Source organism: Leminorella richardii (genome assembly GCF_900478135.1).
Classification (GTDB): Bacteria; Pseudomonadota; Gammaproteobacteria; order Enterobacterales; family Enterobacteriaceae; genus Leminorella; species Leminorella richardii.
This window is the reverse complement of the sequence record NZ_LS483470.1, coordinates 3,554,515-3,575,282: the sequence shown is the minus strand read 5'-3', so window position 1 is coordinate 3,575,282 and position 20,768 is coordinate 3,554,515. Positions and strand designations below refer to the sequence as shown.

Annotated in this window: 15 protein-coding genes and 1 pseudogene; 3 read left to right on the top strand and 13 right to left on the bottom strand. The window is 55.5% G+C overall.

The features are described from left to right. Position 1: 1 nt before the first annotated feature. The 9 genes and pseudogenes from DQM29_RS16215 to DQM29_RS16175 all read right to left on the bottom strand — a co-directional run bounded on the left by DQM29_RS16215 (position 2) and on the right by DQM29_RS16175 (position 10,408). Entirely contained in the window at positions 2-784 is a 783-nt protein-coding gene (locus DQM29_RS16215; protein ID WP_111741641.1) for an NADH-quinone oxidoreductase subunit B family protein, read from the bottom strand. After that, complete coding sequence (gene hyfH / locus DQM29_RS16210) at positions 781-1,335, bottom strand: hydrogenase 4 subunit H (protein ID WP_111741640.1); 555 nt, start codon at positions 1,333-1,335, stop codon at positions 781-783. The genes DQM29_RS16215 and hyfH overlap by 4 nt, the downstream gene beginning before the upstream one ends. A gap of 14 nt (positions 1,336-1,349) precedes the next feature. After that, positions 1,350-3,062, bottom strand: a complete 1,713-nt coding sequence (locus DQM29_RS16205) for a hydrogenase large subunit (RefSeq protein ID WP_111741639.1) — start codon at positions 3,060-3,062, stop codon at positions 1,350-1,352. A gap of 26 nt (positions 3,063-3,088) precedes the next feature. After that, positions 3,089-4,651 (bottom strand): hydrogenase 4 subunit F, encoded by a 1,563-nt coding sequence (locus DQM29_RS16200; protein WP_111741638.1) that lies wholly within the window; start codon positions 4,649-4,651, stop codon positions 3,089-3,091. 6 nt (positions 4,652-4,657) lie between these two features. After that, entirely contained in the window at positions 4,658-5,308 is a 651-nt protein-coding gene (gene hyfE, locus DQM29_RS16195; protein ID WP_111741637.1) for a hydrogenase 4 membrane subunit, read from the bottom strand. A gap of 11 nt (positions 5,309-5,319) precedes the next feature. Further along, the gene (locus tag DQM29_RS16190) at positions 5,320-6,759 is read right to left on the bottom strand and encodes a hydrogenase 4 subunit D (protein WP_111742132.1); all 1,440 of its coding nucleotides are present in this window, start codon (positions 6,757-6,759) and stop codon (positions 5,320-5,322) included. 17 nt (positions 6,760-6,776) lie between these two features. Next, positions 6,777-7,744 (bottom strand): annotated as a pseudogene (locus DQM29_RS16185) (respiratory chain complex I subunit 1 family protein). A gap of 10 nt (positions 7,745-7,754) precedes the next feature. After that, entirely contained in the window at positions 7,755-9,773 is a 2,019-nt protein-coding gene (hyfB, locus tag DQM29_RS16180) for a hydrogenase 4 subunit B (protein WP_111741636.1), read from the bottom strand. After that, the gene (locus tag DQM29_RS16175) at positions 9,773-10,408 is read right to left on the bottom strand and encodes a 4Fe-4S dicluster domain-containing protein (protein WP_111741635.1); all 636 of its coding nucleotides are present in this window, start codon (positions 10,406-10,408) and stop codon (positions 9,773-9,775) included. Before DQM29_RS16175 ends, hyfB begins: the two co-directional genes overlap by 1 nt. Positions 10,409-11,976: 1,568 nt before the next feature. On the opposite strand from DQM29_RS16175, the gene DQM29_RS16165 reads away from it, so the two are divergent. Then, positions 11,977-12,180: a hypothetical protein gene (locus tag DQM29_RS16165; protein ID WP_111741634.1), complete on the top strand. Its 204-nt coding sequence runs from the start codon at positions 11,977-11,979 to the stop codon at positions 12,178-12,180. A 3-nt stretch (positions 12,181-12,183) separates the two neighbouring features. Here the strand turns inward: DQM29_RS16165 and DQM29_RS16160 are convergent, their stop codons facing one another. From DQM29_RS16160 to dpaL, 4 genes are all read right to left on the bottom strand, one after another. Next, positions 12,184-13,479 (bottom strand): MFS transporter, encoded by a 1,296-nt coding sequence (locus DQM29_RS16160; protein ID WP_111741633.1) that lies wholly within the window; start codon positions 13,477-13,479, stop codon positions 12,184-12,186. Positions 13,480-13,566: 87 nt separating this feature from the next. Next, positions 13,567-15,156 carry an N-acyl-D-amino-acid deacylase family protein gene (locus tag DQM29_RS16155; RefSeq protein ID WP_111741632.1) on the bottom strand — a complete coding sequence of 530 codons (1,590 nt, stop codon included), beginning with the start codon at positions 15,154-15,156 and terminating at the stop codon, positions 13,567-13,569. An 85-nt stretch (positions 15,157-15,241) separates the two neighbouring features. Beyond that, positions 15,242-16,426, bottom strand: coding sequence for a YgeY family selenium metabolism-linked hydrolase (locus DQM29_RS16150; protein ID WP_111741631.1), 1,185 nt, complete (start codon positions 16,424-16,426; stop codon positions 15,242-15,244). A gap of 46 nt (positions 16,427-16,472) precedes the next feature. Then, a complete protein-coding gene (gene dpaL / locus DQM29_RS16145) occupies positions 16,473-17,690 on the bottom strand; it encodes a diaminopropionate ammonia-lyase (protein ID WP_111741630.1) in 1,218 nt (405 codons plus the stop codon). Positions 17,691-18,056: 366 nt separating this feature from the next. Here dpaL and DQM29_RS16140 point away from each other — a divergent pair, with 366 nt between their 5' ends. Together DQM29_RS16140 and DQM29_RS16135 are read left to right on the top strand one after the other, a co-directional pair. After that, a complete protein-coding gene (locus tag DQM29_RS16140) occupies positions 18,057-19,802 on the top strand; it encodes a sigma-54 interaction domain-containing protein (RefSeq protein ID WP_111741629.1) in 1,746 nt (581 codons plus the stop codon). Positions 19,803-19,818: 16 nt separating this feature from the next. Further along, positions 19,819-20,370 carry an HD domain-containing protein gene (locus DQM29_RS16135; protein ID WP_170126561.1) on the top strand — a complete coding sequence of 184 codons (552 nt, stop codon included), beginning with the start codon at positions 19,819-19,821 and terminating at the stop codon, positions 20,368-20,370. Positions 20,371-20,768: the final 398 nt, after the last annotated feature.

Genomic DNA, 20,768 nt, shown 5'->3' with positions numbered 1-20,768 from the left:
TCTACTCTCCTTTCAGGCGCGGTGCGCAAATGTCGTATAGGCGGCCGACAATCTCCCGCAGGCGCGGATCGTCATGCTGTTCAAGGTAGGCAGCAATGCGTTCATCAACGGGCTGTGGAGCGTTTTGAGTCAGCAGCGTCATAAACTGGTTAGCGATGTCACCTCCCTGACGATAGCCGGCCATTCTGCGCGCTTCGCGTTCAAGCTCAACGCGCACTGAGGAAGGCAGCGTAGGGAACAGCGGTGTAGGACGTTCGTCCACGCCCTGAACGTGGTTGGGCAGCTTCAGCTTTTGGTCCAGCAGCCCCAGCGCCATGGCGAAGCCGTAAATGGTGGCTGCGGGCGTCGGCGGGCAACCGGGAATGTAAACGTCAATCGGCACGATTTGGTCGCTGCCGCCCCAGACGCAGTAAAGATCGTGGAAGATACCCCCACCGCAGCCGCAGGCGCCGTAAGAGATACAGATTTTCGGGTCGGGTGCTGACTCATAGGCGCGCAGCGCCGGAGTGCGCATAGCGCGAGTGACCGCGCCGGTAAACAGCAAAATGTCGGCGTGGCGCGGAGAGGCGACCACTTTGATGCCAAAGCGCTCGGTGTCAAATACCGGCGTAATGGTGCCGAAGATTTCGATTTCACAGCCGTTGCAGCCGCCGCAGTCGACCCGATAGACGTAGGCTGAACGCTGAATGTCTTTAAGCAGCGTTTGTTTAAGCTTGGCGACCTGTTCTTCGACGGAAATAGGTTTGGAAATGCCGTTAGTCACTGTGGTGAGTTGACTGCTCATTTTGTCGCCTCCTGATTAAGATGCGGGCCCAGAGTGACTCTGTCGGTATGCACCATGCTTTGCTTGCGTTTACATTCAGGGCAGGTCTCGAACTGGATGCGTCGGCTTTGTGCTTCTTCTTGAGTCATACCGGCCTGAACCATGAGCGCGATGGCATAATCGATAGACTTTTGCGGTGCGAACGGCTTGTGGCAGACGCGGCAGGAGGCGACCTGAAAGACCGCCTCTTGAAACAGATCCTGCTTGTTGAATACTGCCAGCTCGAACTCTTCCGACAGTCGTATTGCCCTGGTGGGGCACACTTCTTCACAGCGGCCGCAGAAAATGCATCGGCCAAGAAACAGCGCCCAGACGCGCTCACCGCTGGCTGCATCAGTATTCATCGTCAGGGCGTTGGCGGGGCAGGCCATGGTGCAGGCTGCGCAGGCGATACACTGCTCGGCGTTATACTCCGGCTTGCCGCGGAAGTCCTGACAAACGTCATAGGGCTTAAACGGATATTTAACCGTAGTGTCGCCGACGTTCAGTATGGTTTTCAGCAGTTTAAACATAGTTCACCTCGGCGTTACTTCAGCGGAGAGTTCTTGCGCTCAATGCCGTAGCGCTCGATCTCTTTGTAGGCCACGGTCTGCGCCTTGCGCTTGCGCACGTCGACCACGGTAACGCGGTCAGTGCACGAATAGCAGGGGTCGAGGCTGCCGATAATCAGCGGCGCGTCGGACACCGTGTTGCCGCGCAGCATGTAGCGCAGCGGCGGCCAGTTGGCGTAAGTCGCCGCGCGACAGCGCCAGCGGTAAAGCTTTTGGTTGTCGCCCAGCATGCTCCAGTGAATGTCTTCTCCGCGCGGCGCTTCGGTAATGCCTAACGCGAAGCGATGCGGCTGATAGCGGAATCCCTCTACTAGCAGCGGGCCATCCGGCAGGTTGTCCAGCGCGTATTCGATAATGGCGATGGACTCGTAAAACTCCTGAATGCGGATCATTACGCGGGAATTTACGTCGCAGCCGTCCTTAACGTGAACGTCAAAAGGCACATCGGCATAGCCTGCAAAAGGATGAAGTTTACGCACGTCGCGGAAGTAGCCGCTGGCGCGAACCAGTGGACCTACCGGGCTGTAGTCTCTGGCGACTTTGCGATCCAGAATGCCGACGTTCACCGTACGCTGCTGCATGTTGGGCGTTTCCAGCAGGATCTCTACCAGCCGCGTCACCTCTTCGCGCATTTCCCGCAGGGTTTTCAGCGACTCGAGCCGCTGGCTTTTCAGAATGTCTCTGCGCACGCCGCCGATCAGGTTCAAACCGTAGGTTTTGCGCGCGCCGGTCAGCATTTCCGCCATTTTCATCGCCTTCTCGCGCACGCGGAAAAACTGCATAAAGCCGGTATCAAAACCGACAAAGTGGCAAGAAAGGCCGATGTTCAGCAGGTGGCTGTGCAGGCGCTCGACCTCCAGCAGCACAGTGCGGATCATCTGTGCCCGCTCAGGAACGATAATACCAAGAGCGTTTTCAACCGAGTTGGCGTAGGCCACGCTGTGGGTAAAGCCGCAGATGCCACACACTCGGTCGGCCAGAAAGGTCACTTCATCGTAGCCCATGCGGGTTTCCGCCAGCTTTTCCATGCCGCGGTGAACGTAGAACAGGCGATAGTCGGCGTCGACAATGTCTTCCCCGTCAACGAACAGCCGGAAGTGCCCCGGCTCGTCGGAGGTAATGTGCATGGGGCCGATCGGCACCACGCGGCTTTCACCGCCTTCGTTGACGAAGCGATAGGTTTCCGTATTAGTGGTCGGATCCGGGCGCTCGCGGTAGTCCATGGCGTCTTTGCGCAGCGGGTAGAGATCGTCTGGCCAGTCGTCAGGCAGCACCAGTCGGCGCTCGTCGGGCAGCCCTACCGGGCGCAGGCCGTACATATCGCGCACTTCGCGCTCACCCCAGACGCAGGCCGGTACGCGAGGCGTTACGGAAGGGAATTCCAGCGTGGCGTCGTCGACAAACGCTTTAATCGTGACGAAGCTCTTGACCGTGGCTTCCATCGACAGCACGTAATAAACGGCATAGTGGCCGTTGAGAGGACGCTCGTCGTTGCCAAACAGCACTGACAGCCAGCCGCCCTGAACGTAGTAAAGCCACTCGACGATCTCCGGCAGCGAGTTGGTTTTGACCGTAAGGGTAACCTGATTGTGCGTCTGCCAGCTCTCTTCCAGCACCGCGGCTGGGAACTTTTGCTTTACGCCTTCAACATAATCATGACCGACACGGGTTTCACTAAGGGTATTCACGTTTTGTTTCTCCTGTCGTTCCTGATTTATTGGCCGTGGACGATGGTTGTCTGAACGCTTTGCCAAGGCAGCGTCAGCATGTCGCTGGCGGGTACGCTGCCGTTATCCATGACGATCGCGGCGGCGTTGTGTAACAGCTGGAGAACCGGCTGTGGAATATGCAGCCCCATCACCAGCATTAAAACCATCAGCAGGGCGATGGGCAGCAGGGTCATTGACCCAAGCTCGCCCTTGGCCAGCGCTTCAGGGCTAGGCCCTAACACCGTCGAAGCCACCATTCTTACCAGCCCGGCCAGTACGATAGTTAACAGCAGCAGGCAAACAACGGTCACGGCGACTTTGCCTGCCTGAATACCCGCAGTGACCAGCATAAATTCGCTAACAAACACGTTAAACGGCGGCATACCGCCGAGCGCCAGCGCGCCGCCGGCGAACAGCACCGCAGTGACGGGCGCTACGCGCATAATGCCTTTCACAGCGTCCATGTCCCGCGTGCCGTATTTCAGCAGGACGTTGCCCGAGCAGCAGAACAGCAGGGTTTTCGCCAGGCTGTGGTTAACGGTATGCAGCAGCGCCGCCAGCGTGCCCAAGGGGCCGCCGATGCCGAAGGCCAAGGCGATAAGCCCCATATTTTCCACGCTGGAGTAGGCCAAAAGCCGCTTGATGTCGCGCTGAACGATAATAAACAGCGCGGCGACGGCTACCGACAGCAGGCCAAAAATCAGCATCAGCATTTGCGGGAATTCGGCGCCGATGGCTTTGTTGACGATGATGTAGTAACGAACAACCACTAACATAGCGCAGTTGAGCAGCACTGCCGACAGCATGGCGCTGGTGGGGCTGGGGGCTTCGCTGTGGGCATCCGGCAGCCAGGCGTGCATAGGGAACAGGCCGGACTTGGTGCCGAAGCCTATGAGCACAAAGGCGAAGGCCAAGTGCATCAGCGTTGGGTCGAGCAGGTTGGCGTTCTGATGCAGGACGGTCCAGAAGATAGCCTGACTAGGATCTGCCAGAACGCTGGCCGCGTTGGCGTAAACCAGCACGGTGCCGTACAGCCCAAACGCCACGCCAACGGTACAGATAATGATGTACTTCCAGGCCGCTTCCAGCGAGGAGCGCTGCCCGTAAAGCCCCACCAGAAAGGCCGAACTCAGGGTCGTTGCCTCAATGGCGACCCACATCATAATGATATTGTTGGCCGTCACCGCCAGCAGCATGGTGAACAAAAACAGGTGAAAGAAGCCGTAATAGCTGCACAGCGTGGTAACGCTGACCTCGCCGTGTTCGACTTCATGTCCCATATAGCCAATAGAGTAAAGCCCTGCCAGCAGCCCTATTACGCCGATAATGCCGATAAACAGCGCGCCAAGGCTGTCTATATAAATCCACTGGTGCAGCGCCAGCAGTGCGCCGGAGGCCATTTCGGCATTAATGACCAGCATCGATAGCGCGCAGGTGAGTACAATACCCGCAGTGTGCAGCCCAGTTACAGCCCGGCGCGCTTCACCCAGCCAGCGGCAGGCAAAGCACAGCAGTGAAATCAGCAGCGGCACTGAGAGCAGTGCGTAAATCCATAGCGTATTGGTCATTTTCCGTTACCCCTTCAATGCCGTCAGTTGCCGAACGTCCAGGGTTTTCAGCGTGTGGTAAATTCTGCGCGCCATAAAGGACATGATAATAACGGCGAAAATGGCGTCGGTTGCGATACCGACCTCTACCAGCTCCGGCGCCTTGTAGGCCATCAGCGCCAGCGTCAGGTGCGCGCCGTTCTCCATCAGGCAGTAGCCGAAGATTTGCTTAAGGATGTTGCGCTGGCTGACGATGCACAGCAGCCCTAAGAAGAAGTGACTGAGAGAGACGCTGAGGGCGGGCTTAAGCCCTTCCACCACCGGTAGATGGACGGAGTCGACCACCAGATAGCTCAGCACGATAATCACGGCAGCGATAAGGATAAGCCAGCCAAGGCCGATAACCGGCGTGTCCGCTCGCGGATCCTGTAGTTTGCCCAAGGCTTTATACATTATCCACGGCACCAGCAGCACCTTGGTGATAAAGGCGGTGCCTGACCACCAGAACAGCTCTTCGGCTTTCATGGTGTAGGCCAGTGCGATAAAGATCAGCACCAGAATCAGCGACTGTAGGGCGTAAAAGAGTGCGGCGTTTTTCGGACGTTTGGCGCCGATAACGAGCAGGGAGCTGACGATCAGCAGTCCTGCCAGATTGTTTACTATAAGCGTTCCGGTCATCATCAACTCCGTTATCCTAGCCACCAGGCTGCGATGAAGCTTGAGCACAGGGACATCACAATTAACACGAGAAGCACGCCCTGCATGGCAAGGGGAACCGGCGAGGCGTTAGCCACTTCCTCCGAGGGTTCACCCGGTACAGTTTTGCCGAACCAGTAAAGGAACCAGCCGAAGCTGGCGACGGATTCCACCAGCGCCAGGATCATGACGGGCAGCATCCAGCCGTGTGCGCTGGACAGCTCAAAACCTGCCGCAAACAGCGGGAACTTGCTGAAAAATCCGTTAAACGGCGGAATGCCGGTGATTGCCATTGCCGCGACGCAGAACCCCACTCCCAGCAGCGGCATACGGCGCATGATGCCGCGAAGCCTTGGCAGCATACGGGTGCCGCAGCTGTAGCTGAGCGCGCCCGCGACCAGGAAGAAGAGGCTCTTGGCAAACGCGTGGTTAAAGATGTAGGCAATACCGCCGTCGAACGCCATCTCGGAGCCAAAGGCGGATAGCGACAGCGCCAGAAAGATGTATGACAGCTGAGTGATGGTGGAGTAGGCCAGCAGCCGCTTAAGGTCGGTTTGCGGCAGATACATAATGAAGCCGTAAATCAGGGTGATCGTAGCCATCACTACGCCGACGATGCCGATGATTTCCGGGATTTCTCCGGCGGACATCAGGCCGCGGGCGAAAATATAGACACCGACCTTAACCATCGACGCGGCGTGTAAGTAGGCGCTCACTGGAGTAGGCGCTTCCATCGCGTCCGGCAGCCAGACGTGCAGCGGCAGCTGGGCCGATTTGCCCCAGGCGGCAAACAGAATGCCAAACAGTACCAGCGTTTTCGCATCACTGTTAAGAGTGGCTAACGCGGTTAGCGAGAAAGTGCCGGTTTCAGCAAACAGATAGGCAGCGGCCAGATAAAGCCCAACGGCGGCAACGTGAGTGATAAGCAGCGCCTTCAGAGCCGAGCGCAGCGGCTTTGGTTTCTGATAGTAGCCGATCAGCGCCCAGGAACAGCCGCCGGTGATTTCAAAGAACAGCAGTTGGCCTACCAGCGTGGAAGATAGAACCAACCCGGCCATTGCGCCAATAAACACCAGCAGCAGCGCGTAGTAGCGGGGGAGACCTTCGTGAGGGTGTTCTTTGTTACCATTGGTTAAGTAGGCAGAAGAGTAAACACTCACTAAAAAGCCGAGGAACACGACCGCGAAGGTAATCAGCGTGCTTATGCGATCCACCACCAGTCCAAACAGCTCAACGCTGCCGATGCTGACGAGGGGATAGGCGGCGTCTATTCTGCCGCCGTTAAGCCAGCCGATAGCGAGGGTCAGGGAGAGTAGCGAGGCAGTGGCGGCAACGATAGCGCACAGCAGCTTAGCCTGCTTCCCGGGGGCTAAGCCAACAATGGCCGCGCCGATAAAGGGCACCAGAACGGTTGCGAGAGCGATATTTTCCATCATCGGTATTCAGCTCCTTACAGACCGGTGAGATAAAACACGAACGCCAGCGCGGCGATGCCGAAGCCGACCCAGGTGCCGCGCGATGTCAGCAGGAAGCGGCCGCGCGCCAGGCTGTTTTCGAACAGCGATGCCACGACAAAGACCACCAGCAGCTTGATGAGAAACAGCACGATTGCCGCAATCAGTGAGCCTGCGCCGAGTGTCCCGCTGTTGCCAAAGGGCAGCAGCACGCTGACGAACATCGACGCAATAACCACCTGCTTAAGGGCTAGCCCCAGCTTGACCATCGCCAGCGCGGGGCCGGAGTATTCCGTCAGCGGGCCTTCCTGAAGCTCCTGTTCCGCTTCCGCTACGTCAAACGGGATTTTTCCCATTTCGATAAACACCGCGAAGGCGCAGGCGCCGACGGCTAACAGCGTCGCGCTCGGCGACTGAAGCGGGTCAGTTGCCAACGAGGTGCTGATGCTGCCGAGGTTGGTTGAACCGACGATCAGCGCCAGTACCAGCAGAGAAAGCACCAGAATCGGCTCAACCAGCACGCCCAGCGTGACTTCGCGGCTGGCGCCGATGCCGGCAAAAATGCTGCCGGAGTCCAGCCCGCTAGCGCAAAGAAGAAGCGGTAAAGGGCAAACAGGTAGATCACCGTAATCAGGTCACCGCCAGCGCCAAACGGCGAGGCCAGCGTAATCAGCGGCAGCGCCATGGCGACGACCAGCATTGAGCTGATGAGCACGAAGGGCATCAGGCGGGAAATAAAGCCAGAGGCCTCCGGCGCCACGTTTTGGCGCTTAAGCAGTTTAACGAGATCCCGATACTCCTGAAGGACGCCCGGTCCCCGGCGCGACTGCATTCTGGCCTTAATCACGCGGGAAATGCCGGACAGCAGCGGCGCCAGCGCTAGCAGAGCCAAAGCCTGAATAAAAGCCAGCGGCAGCAGCGACAGCGAGGAGAGAACGTCAACGGCAGAATGAGTAGTAGTCATGTTCGTCTCCTTATAGCGCTATGGCCAGCATCAACGCAGTCAGGGCAATGACTACGTACAGGCAGTAAATTCGGAAATCGCCGTGCTGGAGCCACTGAATGCGCTGCCCCAGCCAGACGACGGCGCGGGCGATGGGCAGAATGACTTTTTCTTCCCACCAGGGCTCGGCCTTCGTTGCGCCACGTAGGGTTAACGTCATGCCCTTCGCCATGGCAGGCGACGGATCGAGAAGTTGGCGTAGGCGATAGAGTGGCGCAAACATGGTGCGAATAGGCTGTGTAAAGCCACCGGCAGAAACCGACATCTGCTCTTCATAGCCGTAGCCACAGGCCCAGGGATCGCCGCCGTGACGGTGACGAAGGCGCTTGCGCTCAAACAGCGCGTAGATAAACAGCGGTAGGAACAGCAGGCCAATCAGCAGAATTGCCACCAGCGGCGTGGAGAGCACGGTCTGCGCCCCTTCACCGGGATAGACCAGCGCGCCAGCTGCAACTTCCATCGACTGCTGCCCGCCGAGCGCGGCGGCCACGTTGGCAATAACCGGAGAAATCAGCGGAGCGCCAACGCCCAGTACCAGACAGGCCAGCGCCAGTAGCCCCATCGCGATGACCATCGGCCAGGGAACCTCCGTCGCTTGGGCGGCTTTCTCACTGCGCGGCGCTCCGGCGAAGCTGATGCCGTAGACCTTAACAAAGCACAGCGCGGCCAGCGCGCCGGTAATCGCCAGCATCACAATGGCGATAGGGCCGGCGATGCGCATAATCAGCGAGCCGTCGTGACTGAGGGTAAACAGCGCCTGATAGGTAAACCACTCGCTGACAAAGCCGTTGAGCGGCGGCAGGGCAGAGATGGACATGGTGCCGATTAAAAACGCCAGCGCGGTGTAGGGCATCAGCTTGGCGAGCCCACCCATGCGCTCCATGTCTTTGGTGTGTAGCCGATACATCACCGCGCCCGCGCCGAGGAACAGCAGCCCTTTGAACACCGCGTGGTTAAGCAGGTGATAGAGACCGCCGAGCAGGCCAATCACTGCCAGCACCGGATGGTGGGTGGCGATGCCGATCATGCCTACGCCTACGCCCATCAGGATGATGCCGACGTTTTCCACCGTGTGGTAGGCCAACAGCTTTTTGATATCGTGCTCCGCCAGCGCGTAGGTCACGCCCAGCACTGCTGAAACCGAACCGAACGCCAGTACCACAACGCCCCACCAGGTCTGAGTGGCGCCGAGAATGTCGATACCGACTTTGATAATGCCGAAAATACCGATTTTCACCATCACGCCGGACATTAGCGCCGACGCGTGAGACGGCGCTGCGGGGTGAGCGCGGGGCAGCCAGCCGTGCAGGGGGATCATTCCCGCTTTGGCGCCAAAGCCGAAAAACGCCAGCAGGAACACGGCGGACGCCAGCGGCGTAGAAAGCGACGTCTGGCGGAAAGACGCAAAGTCCATACTGCCGCTTTCGGTATAGAGAAGAAAGAAGGCGATCATGATGAGCACCGACCCGGCGTGAGCAATCAGGAAGTACAGCAGCCCGGCGCTGACGGCTTCTTCATCCTGTTCGGTGATCACCAGGAAGTAAGAGGCCAGCGACATCATTTCGAAGAACACCAGAAAGTAGAAGGCGTTGTCCATCACCACCAGCGCGACCATGGAGGCGACGAACAGGTTCATGAAGAAGCCCATGTATTTCGCGCCCTTGCCGATGTACTCCTCAACGTAGGACAGGGAGTAGATAGACGTCACCACGACTAGTAGTGAAATGGCCAGCACCATAAAGGCCGCCAGCCCATCCAGACGGACGGTAAATCGCGCAAAGGAGAACGGCCCGTCAAGCGCCAATAGATAGACGTCACCGCTGCAAAGTGCGGAAACGGCTGACACCAGCCCGAGTACGCCGCCAAGGGCGCAAAGCAGGCCGGAGAGCCGAAGCGTTATGCGTTCGCAGCGGCCAATCAGCAGCGGAAGTACCGCCCCGACTAAATAAGCAGCAAGGGACAGGAGGAGCCATGAAAGCGGATCGGTCATTATCTTCTCTCCTCACGGCTTGCGGAGGCTTCATTGTCGAAGCTTCCCGGATGGAAAACGTCCATCGCCTCGGCCCTCTTGGCCGCGCTGGCGCGTTCCAGACTGTCGCTGTCGATGATAAACAGCGTTTTGGTTGGGCAGACGCGAACGCATTCAGGACCGGTTGGCAGAAAGCTGCACAGATCGCATTTGACCGCCACGACGCGCATGCCCGGTTTCCAGGCCAGCATGGGATTTAGCCTGCTGTTTAGCGGCGCAGTTCTGGCCTCGCGAGCGTGGGCATCGGCCTGAGAAAAGCGCTCATAGGAGGTTGGCATGGAGAGTGGACTGCTGCCGTGCGGCGTAATGGCGCCAAACGGGCAGGCAATAGCGCACAGCTTGCAGCCGATGCACAGGCTTTCGTTTAGCTCGATAGCGTTATCGGCATGCGTAATGGCCTGCACGGGGCAAACCTGCGCACAGGGCGCATCTTCACAGTGTCGACACAGAATTGGCGCGGTAGCGCCTGCGTCTCGCATAACGGTTAATCGCGGGTGAGACTGCAGGCCCTCGACTTTGTGCACCTCGCTGCAGGCGGCCATGCAGGTGTTACACCCAATGCACTGTTTTGGATCCGCAATGACAAAGCGGTTCATTACCATCCCTCCGGTGTTTAGACCCTCGTCCGACGGTGTCTAAGGCTGTACCTCTAAACGGTTAATGGAGAGGTAGCAGGAATCGTGCCAAAGGAATGAGGTTGGTAATTATCTGATATTTATATTAATTTAATATTGAATGACGAAGGATAAGGGCTATTGGCGCAATCGTCGTCATTTATGACGATGATAGAGTGACGAAAAAAGAGAGGAATTTATTCGTCGGGCAATGGCAGGTGAGGGGTTGTGGAAGGCAGATCGCAGATAACAAAAAACCCTGCTGGTGAGGCAGGGTTCTTTATTTTCTCGCCCTCGGGCTGCGGATAGCGACCTGAGCGGCGATGCGTGATAATACAAACTTAGCGATATGAGTTTAACCCGCCTTATCCCCCATTGCAAACGAACTCCTCCGCTCTTTATAATGCCGAGCGCTGGGGCTATCACGTTTCAGACCAGACCAATTTCAAGTCCTGACTGCTAGACGGGTGGTGCCGCAGGCAGCGCCCCGGTCTGGAGCGTGATAATACAAACTTAGCGATTGTGAGTGTAAGGGTAAGATGCTGGCGTTGCGCTCCTTTTAGAAGGAGAGCGGATGGACACACTGATGCGTAAGCTGGTTGTGCTCGTCGCCGTGCTGGAGCTGCTACTGGCTCTATTACGGTTGATTGACCTGCTGAAGTAATTCACCGGTTGAAACGTACCTAAGGGGGAATGCCAGTTCCCCCTTTAATAAAACATTCCTCTCAATTTCTTAGATAAATACTTCTCACTGCTCTCGTATTTCATCTCTGTCGTTGATAAACATGATGCAGCCTGTTTGGTGACGCTATGCTGAATTTTATCGAGTGACATTGGCTGAAGAGTGGGCTTGATATTGCTTTAGGATGTAGAGGTAAAGAAAGCCTATTTGAAGAGAAAGTGCAAAAAACAAAAAACCTCGTTGGTAGCGAGGTTTTTTGTTTTTGTTCTCAGTAAACACACCGTTGTTTAAATATGGAGCACGGCATCTCAACCTGACTTTGTGAGTGTAGCGCTCTCTATTTTTGATTGCAAGGATGTAGATAACGCACAGTTATTAATGTTTTTTATTTGGAAATGCCTCGCAAAAAACAGATGTCCTTATTGGCTGAGTTGGGAGGCCTTTTATAATTCCGAGCGTCAGGTTTGCCGTGCTCTGATTTGTGCCAGTTTACAAGTCCTGGCTGTCGGACGGGTGGTGCCGCAGGCAGTGCCCCGGTCTGGAGTGCGGTATCTCAACCTGATAATTGAGCTCCGATGCTGACAGGCAGTGTAAGGGTAAGGCGTCGGCGTCGTGCTCCGCAAGTACGGAGAAGCGGGTGAAATGGACATTCTGTCTGTCATCATTGTTGTTATGGAGCTGCTGTTAGCGCTATTACGACTGATTGACCCGATGAGGTAGCTCTTGGGTTGAAACGCACCTAAGGGGGAAGACCACTTCCCCCTTTAATAAATAATTTTCAATAAAATCGATATGGTTATTTAATTGATTTCTCAGCTAATAGAATGTTCAACACACTCATTGATAGCAAATAGGGGGATTAGAGAAGATGCCGAAACTTAAACCTGAAACATTTTTTCCTACGGATAAAGAAGAGACAAAAATTCGTGAGGCCGTAGCCTTCGATCCCGATACGGTACTGCTTGAAGATCCCGCAATTAAACTTGTTCCTCTTAAAGAAGTTATTAAATCTCGCCTATTATCAAAAAAGCGGCCCCAGCCAAAGCCGGAGCCGCTAAACCAACCTATCTAACTCTTATGCCTTTTGCGCCGTGCCGCTAGCGCGGGCGTTGCTGACGGTCAGGGTGACAACGGCGGAAGCGATCAGCGCGACAATCATAAAGATGAAGGCGCTGTTATAGCTGCCGTCGCTGGTTTTAATTAGCCAGCCCATAATCGGGGCAGAAACCACGCCTGCCATCTGGCCGCCAAAGTTAACGATACCGGATGCGCGACCCATGATCTTGTTCGGAATGGTGTCCATCAGGATGCCCCAGAAGGTCGCCATGGCGAAGAACATGAACAGTGCGGAGATACACTGGTAAACCACCGCCATGTCGGCACTGACAACGGTAAAGGTCATGTACAGAAAGCCTGCGGCGATAACGGCCGTCAGTACGTACAGCATCTTGCGCTGAGGCTTGAATTTATCGGAACAGTAGCCGCCGATCAGGGTGCCCGCCGCGCCGAACAGGAACGGAATGGCCGCCATCACGCCGGTCTTGGCCAGAGAGAACTCGCGCACAGTGATAAGGTAGCTTGGAAGCCAGGTAGAGAAGCCCCAGAAGGTGATATCAAACAGGAACCAGATAGCGGCCATCTGCCACAGTACTGGCATTTTCAGTACTTGGCTGAACGGCATAGGCGGTTCGGAAGTGCTGACAGTATTACCGTCTGCAGCCAGTTCGTCCAGATCGGCCTGCGTGATGCTGGGGTGATCTTTCGGGTTATCGCGGGTAAAGAAGTAAATTCCTGCGGCAATGAACAGGCCGGGCAGGCCAAGAACGATAAACACCATGTGCCAGCCAAAGGCGCCGATAATACCTGCAGCAACAACGACTGCCAGGGCTGGGCCTAAGGTGTTAACGGTAGACTGAATAGCCGTTGCGCGACCGCGCTCTTTGGACGGGAAGTAGGTGGAGATCATCTTCCACGACGCGGACGGGAAGCAGCCCTCGCCAATACCAAACAGGAAGCGAACTGCTAACATCAGCGGCAGGGTCAGTACTGCGCCAGTTAGACTGGTAAATATTGACCACCAGGCGATGCCGATAGCCATGATTTTACGCGCACCGAACCTGTCGGCCAGAAATCCACCGGGGATTTGGAACGCGGCGTAGCCGATAAAGAAGGCGCTGATGATAAGACCCTGCTCAGCAGTGTCCAGATTCAGGTCTTTGCCGATAAAGGGCAGGGAGACGCTCATAACCATGCGATCGAGGAAGGAGAGTAGCCAGGCAAGCCAAATCAGAGAAAGGACGGTATATCTCGCTTTCCAGGTTTTGGGCTTGGCCGCACTGGCCGCGCCTGTCGCGTTGGATTGTAAACTCATAATCGTGATGTCCTTAGGGTAGGGGCTCCCGTCACGGATATAAAATATCCGCGAGGGTTAAGCCCTTTGTATTGTTTATTATGGTTTTTATTGCTTTCTAATAACGCTACCGCTGCAGGCATAGCTTTCTATGCCATGTATTAACGCCAGACTTCCGTTGACCATGACAATTTCAATGCCTTCCGGATACTGGTTAGGTTCGATAAAGGTGCCCTTGTCCGCGACAGTTTCTGGGTCGAGCATGACGATGTCGGCGGCGTAGCCCACTTTCAGCAGCCCGCGGTCGCTAAGCCCCATAACTTCTGCCGGTTTGCCGGTCATCTTGCGGATAGCCGCTTCCCAGCTCAGGCACTTCTCTTCGCGCACGTACTTGCCCAGTACGCGAGGGAAGGCGCCGAAAACGCGGGGGTGAGGCTTGCCTGCACCCATCAGGCCGTCGGTACAGACGTTCTGCTCCGGGCGGCAGAGGAACTTGATGACGTGTTCTTCGGTGCCGTAGAAGTCGACCATGCCAACGGCGTTTTCTTCTTCGTACAGCAGGTCAAAGGTGGCGTTGTAGGGATCTTTGCCGCGCAGCTCGCCGAGTTGAACCAAGTTGAGGCCAACGGCGTCCTGGTTTTTAGCCGTTTTAGCGCTAGTGACGAAGATCTGGTCCAGACCGGCGAAGTCGATGAAGTTGTCCCAGCCGGGAATACCGTTTTTGATATCTTCAATCATCTTGGCGCGCAGTTCAGGAGACTCCAAACGCTCAAGCAGCTTGTCGGTGCCGCCGGAGTGAACCCAAGGAGGCAAGATCACGCCGAGCATGGTGCTGCCCGCCACGTAGGGATACTGATCGTAAGAGATGCGGATGCCCTCTTTTTGCGCCTGTTCCAGCATGCCGAGCATCTGGTCGATAAGCCCCCAGTTTTTCTTGCCGCACACCTTCATGTGGGAAATGTGCAGCCAGACCCCGGATGCCTTGGCGATGTCGATAAGCTCTTGAGTTGAAGTAATGATGTCATCAGCTTCACTGCGCTGGTGGACGACGAAAATGCCGTTGTGCTTAGCCGTAACTTTGCACAGCTCGATCATTTCAGCAGTATCGCCGAACGCGCACGGCATATAGATAAGGCCGGTAGAGAGGCCAAATGCGCCCGCTTTCAGCTCACGCTCAAGGATTTCGCACATTTTCGCCACGTCTTCACGGGTGGAAGGATTGCCTTCCAGACCCATAGCTTCCATGCGGACGTTGCCGTGGGGTACTAAATAGGCGAGGTTAGTGGCCGGATGGTGCTCTTCCAGCAGTTTGAGATAGCCTTCAGTATTTTTAAACTTCCAGTCGATCTTGTCGGTATCGCCATCCAGACCGGCGATGTTCTTACGCCAGGCGGCGATATACTGCTCCGGCAGCGGCGCGAGAGCGACGCCGTCCTGACCCAGCAGTTCAGTAGTAATACCCTGACGGATTTTGGCAGATAGGGCAGGGTTAACGATAGCCGAAAGGTCTGAGTGAGTGTGGGTATCAATAAAGCCAGGACAGACAATCTTTCCCGTGGCGTCGATTACCTGATCGTTGACGCCGGGGGTTGCCTGGCCGATGGCGACGATGCGTCCATCGTTAACGACAACGTCGGCGATAAACGCGTCGCTGCCGGTACCGTCGATAACTTTTCCGTTTTTAAATATGGTTTTCATCGTTATTCTCCGGGACGGCGCGCCGCATGACGACGCACCGTTCTTTCTTTAGGTATATGAATGTTCTATTTTTCAGCGACGTTTTTTACTTCCCGTACAGGCTTTGGATGATGCCGTAGTAGCCGTTTGCTGAACCGGTCAGCTGGGAAACTTCGATAAACTCATCGATGGTGTGCGCCAGATTTTCCCGTGAGGGGCCGAAGCCGATGGTTTTAATGCCCGCTTCGCCCGCATAGTGACTGCCGTTGGTGCAGAAAGAGTACTGCGTGATCGTCGGCTCGATGCCCACAGCGCGAACGCCTGCCAGCGCGGCCTGCACAAACTCGTCGGACTCGTCGAACACCCAGCCGGGGAAGAAGCGCTCGCCTTCAATGGTTGAACCGGTGTAGCAGGACTCTTGCCCAAAGGCGTAGGACACCTTGCCCTTAAACTGCGGATCCTGCGCTTCCAGCTCTTTGAGCGCCTTTTGCAGCGGAGCGATAACGCTTTCTTTGGTTTCGCCCACCAGCAGGCGGCGGTCATAGGTGGCGCGGCAGTAGTCTGGCACCACGGAGGCGCCCGGGTACGGCGAGGATTTAATATCGGTCAGCTCCAGAATGCCCAAGCCCAGTACCGGATGAGTCGGTGGCGTGACGGTGCGGATTTTGTCAATCAGCTGTGACATCTTGTACACCGCGTTGATGCCCGCCTGAGGGTTGGCTGAGTGGGCAGGCTTGCCGTAGGTTTCCACCACGATTTCCGCCCGACCGCGCTGGCCGATTTTCAGATTCAGCTCGGAGGCTTCGCCGATGATGACGTAGTCCGGCTTATAGCGTTCGGACACCAGACGGGCGGCGACGCCCTCAAAGCACTCTTCGTGTACGATACAGGCGACGTAAATTTTGCCGGCGAAGTCGCGCTGGTGGTCTTGGCCGTAGAAGCCAACGGCAGAAATCATGGCAGCAACGGCACCCTTCATATCGGTAGTGCCGCGACCGTAGATTTTGCCGTCTTCAATGTCGCCGCCGTAGGGGTTACGGCTCCACTTTTCTTCGTCTACCGGAACGGTGTCGATGTGGCCGTCAAGCACCAGCGTCTTGCCCGGGCGATTGCCAACGATGCCGCCGACGATGTTGCCGTATTTATCGATGTGAATGTCGTCAAAACTGTAGCTTTTCATCATTTTTTCGATAGCTTTGACCACATCGCCTTCCTGACCGGAGTAGCTCTTTTCGTGGATCAGGGTCTGGCAGTTTTTAACCACTTCATCAAAACGACTTGCTGATAACATGTTTATTCTCCGTAATGACCGTAATTGCGGGGCCGTAAGGCACAGCCTAGTATTTTTTGAAACTTGGAATTTCGCCGTCCCACACGATGTCGCGATAGCGCTGCGGGTCGGTGTCGCCTTCTGTGCTGATAACCAGCACGCGAGAGTCTTGATTTAAGCCCAGCTGCTCGCGAATTTGCGCCATTTCCGGCGAACGCATCAGAATGCTGAGCAGGCCTGTCGTTACCGCGCCGGACTCGCCAGAAACAATGTGCGGATCTCCCGGCAGCGGGTTGCCTAGCGTGCGCATGCCTAGCGTGGCGACGAAGTCCGGACAGGAGGCGAAGGCGTCCGCGTAGTCGCGTAGCAGCTCCCAACCGATGGAGTTGGCTTCACCGCAGGCCAGCCCGGCCATCACGGTTTGCAGATCGCCGCCAACCGGAATCGCCGCACCCTTCTTCGATAGGGCCGAGCGATACAGGCAGTCGGCAATCAGCGCTTCCGCCACGATAACTTTCGGCCTGTTTTCGCCGTAGGCGGCGGTCAGCATGCCCTGTACCATACCGGCAAACGAGCCTACACCGGCCTGAACAAAGACGTGCGTCGGCGGAACCTGATGAAGCTGGTTCATCGCTTCCAGCATCAGGGAGCCGTAGCCCTGCATAATCCACAGAGGGATCTTCTCGTAGCCCGGCCATGCGGTATCCTGCACAACAACCCAGCCGTGCTCTTTCGCCTGTTCGGCGGTCATGCGCACCGCGTCGTCGTAGTTCATATCAACGATTTCCGCCCGAGCCCCTTCGTTGCGAATGGCGGTCAGTCTTTCCTGTGAAGAACCCTTCGGCATATAAACAACGGACTTCTGTTTAAGCTGGCGCGCCATCCACGCTACGCCGCGACCGTGGTTGCCGTCAGTGGTGGTAGCGAAGGTGACTTCTTTGATTTCTTTTCTCACCGCGTCGCTGGTCATCACGTCAAAAGGCAGTTCGCTAATATCTTTACCCAGCAGATCCGCGATGTGTCTGGCCATGGCGTAAGCGCCGCCCAGCACTTTAAACGCTTTTAGGCCAAAGCGTTGTGACTCATCCTTAAGACACAGACTTTTAATGCCGAGCTCTTTAGAAAGTATCGGTAAATGATAAAGCGGCGTTGGCGCATAACCCGGCATAGAACGGTGGAAGTTCAACGCTTTTACCAATTCCTGATAGCTGAACGGCGCAAGCGGTGCCGTAGGGCGTTCAGTGAACGAGGTATGGTTGATAAAACACTGCAATATGTCCTGCATGAAAAAGCCTCATTATTGTTTTTAACTCGATGCAACACCTTGGCTGCATGTTTATCGCGTTTATCGATAGTCATAGAAAAGCAAGCAGCGTGCCACTTTGAAAAAGAAGGCGTTATTTTTCTTTTATTTATTGATTTGTAATGTTTTTTATTAGGGTTAATTAAATGAGGGAAATCGTGAAGAAAAAATAAATTATCAATGGGGTGATAAATTATCACTATTGATAATTTATGTGATCTACATGGATAAATAAGAATAGTTATTTAAATACAATAGAATAATGCTGTTGATTTGGGGATGCGTTAATTCTCCATTCAATAATTATCATTTATTGATAACTATGGGAAGCCATCGGGGGAAACCGTTGTGATCTCGGTATTAAGCAATATTCAGGACGATATCTGTAACTATGCGGACGCCATTTCCGGCATTACTGGGACCGACGTTGAAATCATCGACGAGTCGCTCATTCGCATCGCCGGGACGGGTAAATATCGCCACATGCTCAATCAGAACGTGGCAAAAAACGGCTATATTTACCGCCACGTTTTACAGGTACAGAAAACGGTACTGATAGAGAACCCCGGTGAGAATATTCTCTGCCGCAGCTGTGAGAAGCATCTTTACTGCTCTGAAGTGCTGGATTTAAACGCGCCAATTTTTCTGAACGATCGCGTCATCGGCGTTATTGGCATCATCTGTTCTTCCATGGAGCAGCGTCAGGTTCTGCTTAATCAAATCGATAAGTTCATCACCTTCATTGAACAGATTGCCGAGATGATTTCCAGCAAGGTGTTCGAATGCCTCGAGAGACTGCGAGCGCAGGAGACGCTGGGCGCGTTTCGTCGTCTTATTGACGCGATGGATCGCGGCGTGGTGGCGATCGATGGCCAGAACCGCATCTGGCACGCCAACCTGTCGGCTGAACGCCTGTTTAACCGCGAAGTGGTGGGAATGGCGCTTGAGATCGAAATGACCGGGGACGTGCTGTACGGCGATGAGGAAGCGTGGCTAACGCTGGAAGGGCAGCGCCATCACGTGCTGTGTAAGCAAATATCCCTGTCGTCATTTGATAAAGACAGCCTGACGATGGTCATTTTCCACGATGCCCGCGACTACATGAGCAAAGTCACACTGCCTGCCAATGAGTTTGACGACCGCGCTCGGCTAGTAGGGCATTCCCGCCCGATGGAGCAGCTTCGAAACACCATTGGCAAAGTGGCGGACAGCTACGCCAGCGTGCTGATTACCGGTGAGAGCGGCGCGGGGAAAGAGGTGGTGGCGTTCGCTATTCATCAAAACAGTCCGCGCAAGGCGCAGCCGTTTGTCACCATTAACTGTGCAGCCATTCCCGAACAGCTGCTGGAAAGCGAGCTGTTCGGCTACGTGCGCGGCGCGTTCAGCGGCGCGGATCCAAAAGGGCGAGTGGGTAAATTCGAACTGGCTCACGGCGGCAGCCTGTTTTTAGACGAAATCGGCGATATGCCGCTGCACCTTCAGGCCAAGCTGCTGCGGGTTTTGCAAGAGAAGGCTATTACGCGGGTAGGCTCTAACAACGTAATTAATATCGACGTACGCATTATTGCCGCCACCAATAAAAACCTGTACGACATGGTTGAGAACGGCCAGTTCCGGCAGGATCTTTACTACCGTCTGAACGTGGTGCCATTAGAGCTTCCTTCACTGCGGGAGCGTAAAGAAGACATCGCCACATTGGCGCAATATTTCGCTGACGAGTTCTCCGACAGCTATCAGAGGCCGAGGCAAAAGCTGCCTGCGGACGTGATTAACCTGCTGTATGCTTATCATTGGCCGGGCAATATTCGCGAGCTGCGCAACGTGATTGAGTATATCTACGTGATGCAGGGCGACGCGTCCGGCATCAACGCCAGCCATTTACCCCCTCACTTACTGCACGCGACAGAGCGCATGTTGACGAACAAGTCTGCGTCTCCACTTAAGGGCGCGGCCATACCCGCTGAAAAAGAGGCTATCGCGCTGGCTTTAACGCAGTTTGGTCACGATGTTGAAGGAAAGAAGCGGGCAGCGGAGCACTTGGGTATTGGTATTGCAACGCTGTATCGCAAGATTAAGCGCTACGATCTGGCCTGATGAAAGGGGAGAGGTGATGAGCGATCTTGAAAAACGCGCGCGAGAGTTCGCCTCCCGAGTTCATGGGGAAGCTAACCAGCGGCGGAAGTACACGCTGGCGCCCTATATTGTGCACCCTGCCGCGGTGGTAGAACTGGTGCGCTCAGTGCCCCATACGCCAGAAATGCTGGCCGCTGCCTGGCTGCACGATACGGTGGAGGACACCGACGTTCTTATCGACGACATTTTTCACCTGTTCGGTGAGTCGGTTGCTCAGTATGTGGCGATGGTCACTAAGGTCAGCGCTGAGCGAGACGGTGACAGAGAGGCGCGCTTTGTTGTCGACCTCCGGCACACTGCGCTCGCCTGCCCGCAGGCGAAAACCATTAAGCTGGCGGACATTATCGACAACTGCCGCACCGTGGCCGATTTTGACCCTGCCTTTGCCGAAGGCTATCTGGCAGAAAAGCGCCGCCAGCTAGCGGTGTTGACTCAGGGTGACGCGGAGCTGTTTCAGCAGGCGAATGAGACGATTGAACGAGGTGTAGGGGTTGTATTAGCGTGGAGGCAGGGGAGAGAGACTTTTTAAGGCAGGAAGCGCCGCCATTATTTTTGGAGATATATCGCAGAAAACAAAAATCCCCGCTGGTGAGACGGGGATTCTTATTTTTTTGCCCTTAGGCTGCAGGTAACGGCTTAAGCGGCGTTGTGCGACAACATAACTCAACGACATGATTTTAACCCCCTTTATCCCCCGTTGCAAATCAATAACCCCACTCTATAATGCGAAACGTTGAGTTTATCGCACTTCAGATCAAACCGATTTTAAGCCCTGGCTGCCGGACGGGTGGTGCCGCAGGCGGTGTCCCGGTCTGGAGTGCGACAACATGACTCAACAAATGTACACCAGCATCGACAGGCGGCGTAAGGATAAGATGTTGGCGTTGCGCTCCTTCAAGAAGGAGAGCGGATGGACACACTGATGCG

What these genes read in the sequence shown, in the direction of transcription:
- DQM29_RS16135 (WP_170126561.1), top strand. Translation starts at nt 19,819, where the DNA reads ATGAGCGATCTTGAAAAACGCGCGCGAGAGTTCGCCTCCCGAGTTCAT.
- hyfB (WP_111741636.1), bottom strand. Translation starts at nt 9,773, where the DNA reads ATGACCGATCCGCTTTCATGGCTCCTCCTGTCCCTTGCTGCTTATTTA.
- dpaL (WP_111741630.1), bottom strand. Translation starts at nt 17,690, where the DNA reads ATGCAGGACATATTGCAGTGTTTTATCAACCATACCTCGTTCACTGAA.
- hyfH (WP_111741640.1), bottom strand. Translation starts at nt 1,335, where the DNA reads ATGTTTAAACTGCTGAAAACCATACTGAACGTCGGCGACACTACGGTT.
- DQM29_RS16160 (WP_111741633.1), bottom strand. Translation starts at nt 13,479, where the DNA reads ATGAGTTTACAATCCAACGCGACAGGCGCGGCCAGTGCGGCCAAGCCC.
- DQM29_RS16200 (WP_111741638.1), bottom strand. Translation starts at nt 4,651, where the DNA reads ATGACCAATACGCTATGGATTTACGCACTGCTCTCAGTGCCGCTGCTG.
- DQM29_RS16215 (WP_111741641.1), bottom strand. Translation starts at nt 784, where the DNA reads ATGAGCAGTCAACTCACCACAGTGACTAACGGCATTTCCAAACCTATT.
- DQM29_RS16150 (WP_111741631.1), bottom strand. Translation starts at nt 16,426, where the DNA reads ATGTTATCAGCAAGTCGTTTTGATGAAGTGGTTAAAAACTGCCAGACC.
- DQM29_RS16165 (WP_111741634.1), top strand. Translation starts at nt 11,977, where the DNA reads ATGCCGAAACTTAAACCTGAAACATTTTTTCCTACGGATAAAGAAGAG.
- hyfE (WP_111741637.1), bottom strand. Translation starts at nt 5,308, where the DNA reads ATGACCGGAACGCTTATAGTAAACAATCTGGCAGGACTGCTGATCGTC.
- DQM29_RS16155 (WP_111741632.1), bottom strand. Translation starts at nt 15,156, where the DNA reads ATGAAAACCATATTTAAAAACGGAAAAGTTATCGACGGTACCGGCAGC.
- DQM29_RS16175 (WP_111741635.1), bottom strand. Translation starts at nt 10,408, where the DNA reads ATGAACCGCTTTGTCATTGCGGATCCAAAACAGTGCATTGGGTGTAAC.
- DQM29_RS16190 (WP_111742132.1), bottom strand. Translation starts at nt 6,759, where the DNA reads ATGGAAAATATCGCTCTCGCAACCGTTCTGGTGCCCTTTATCGGCGCG.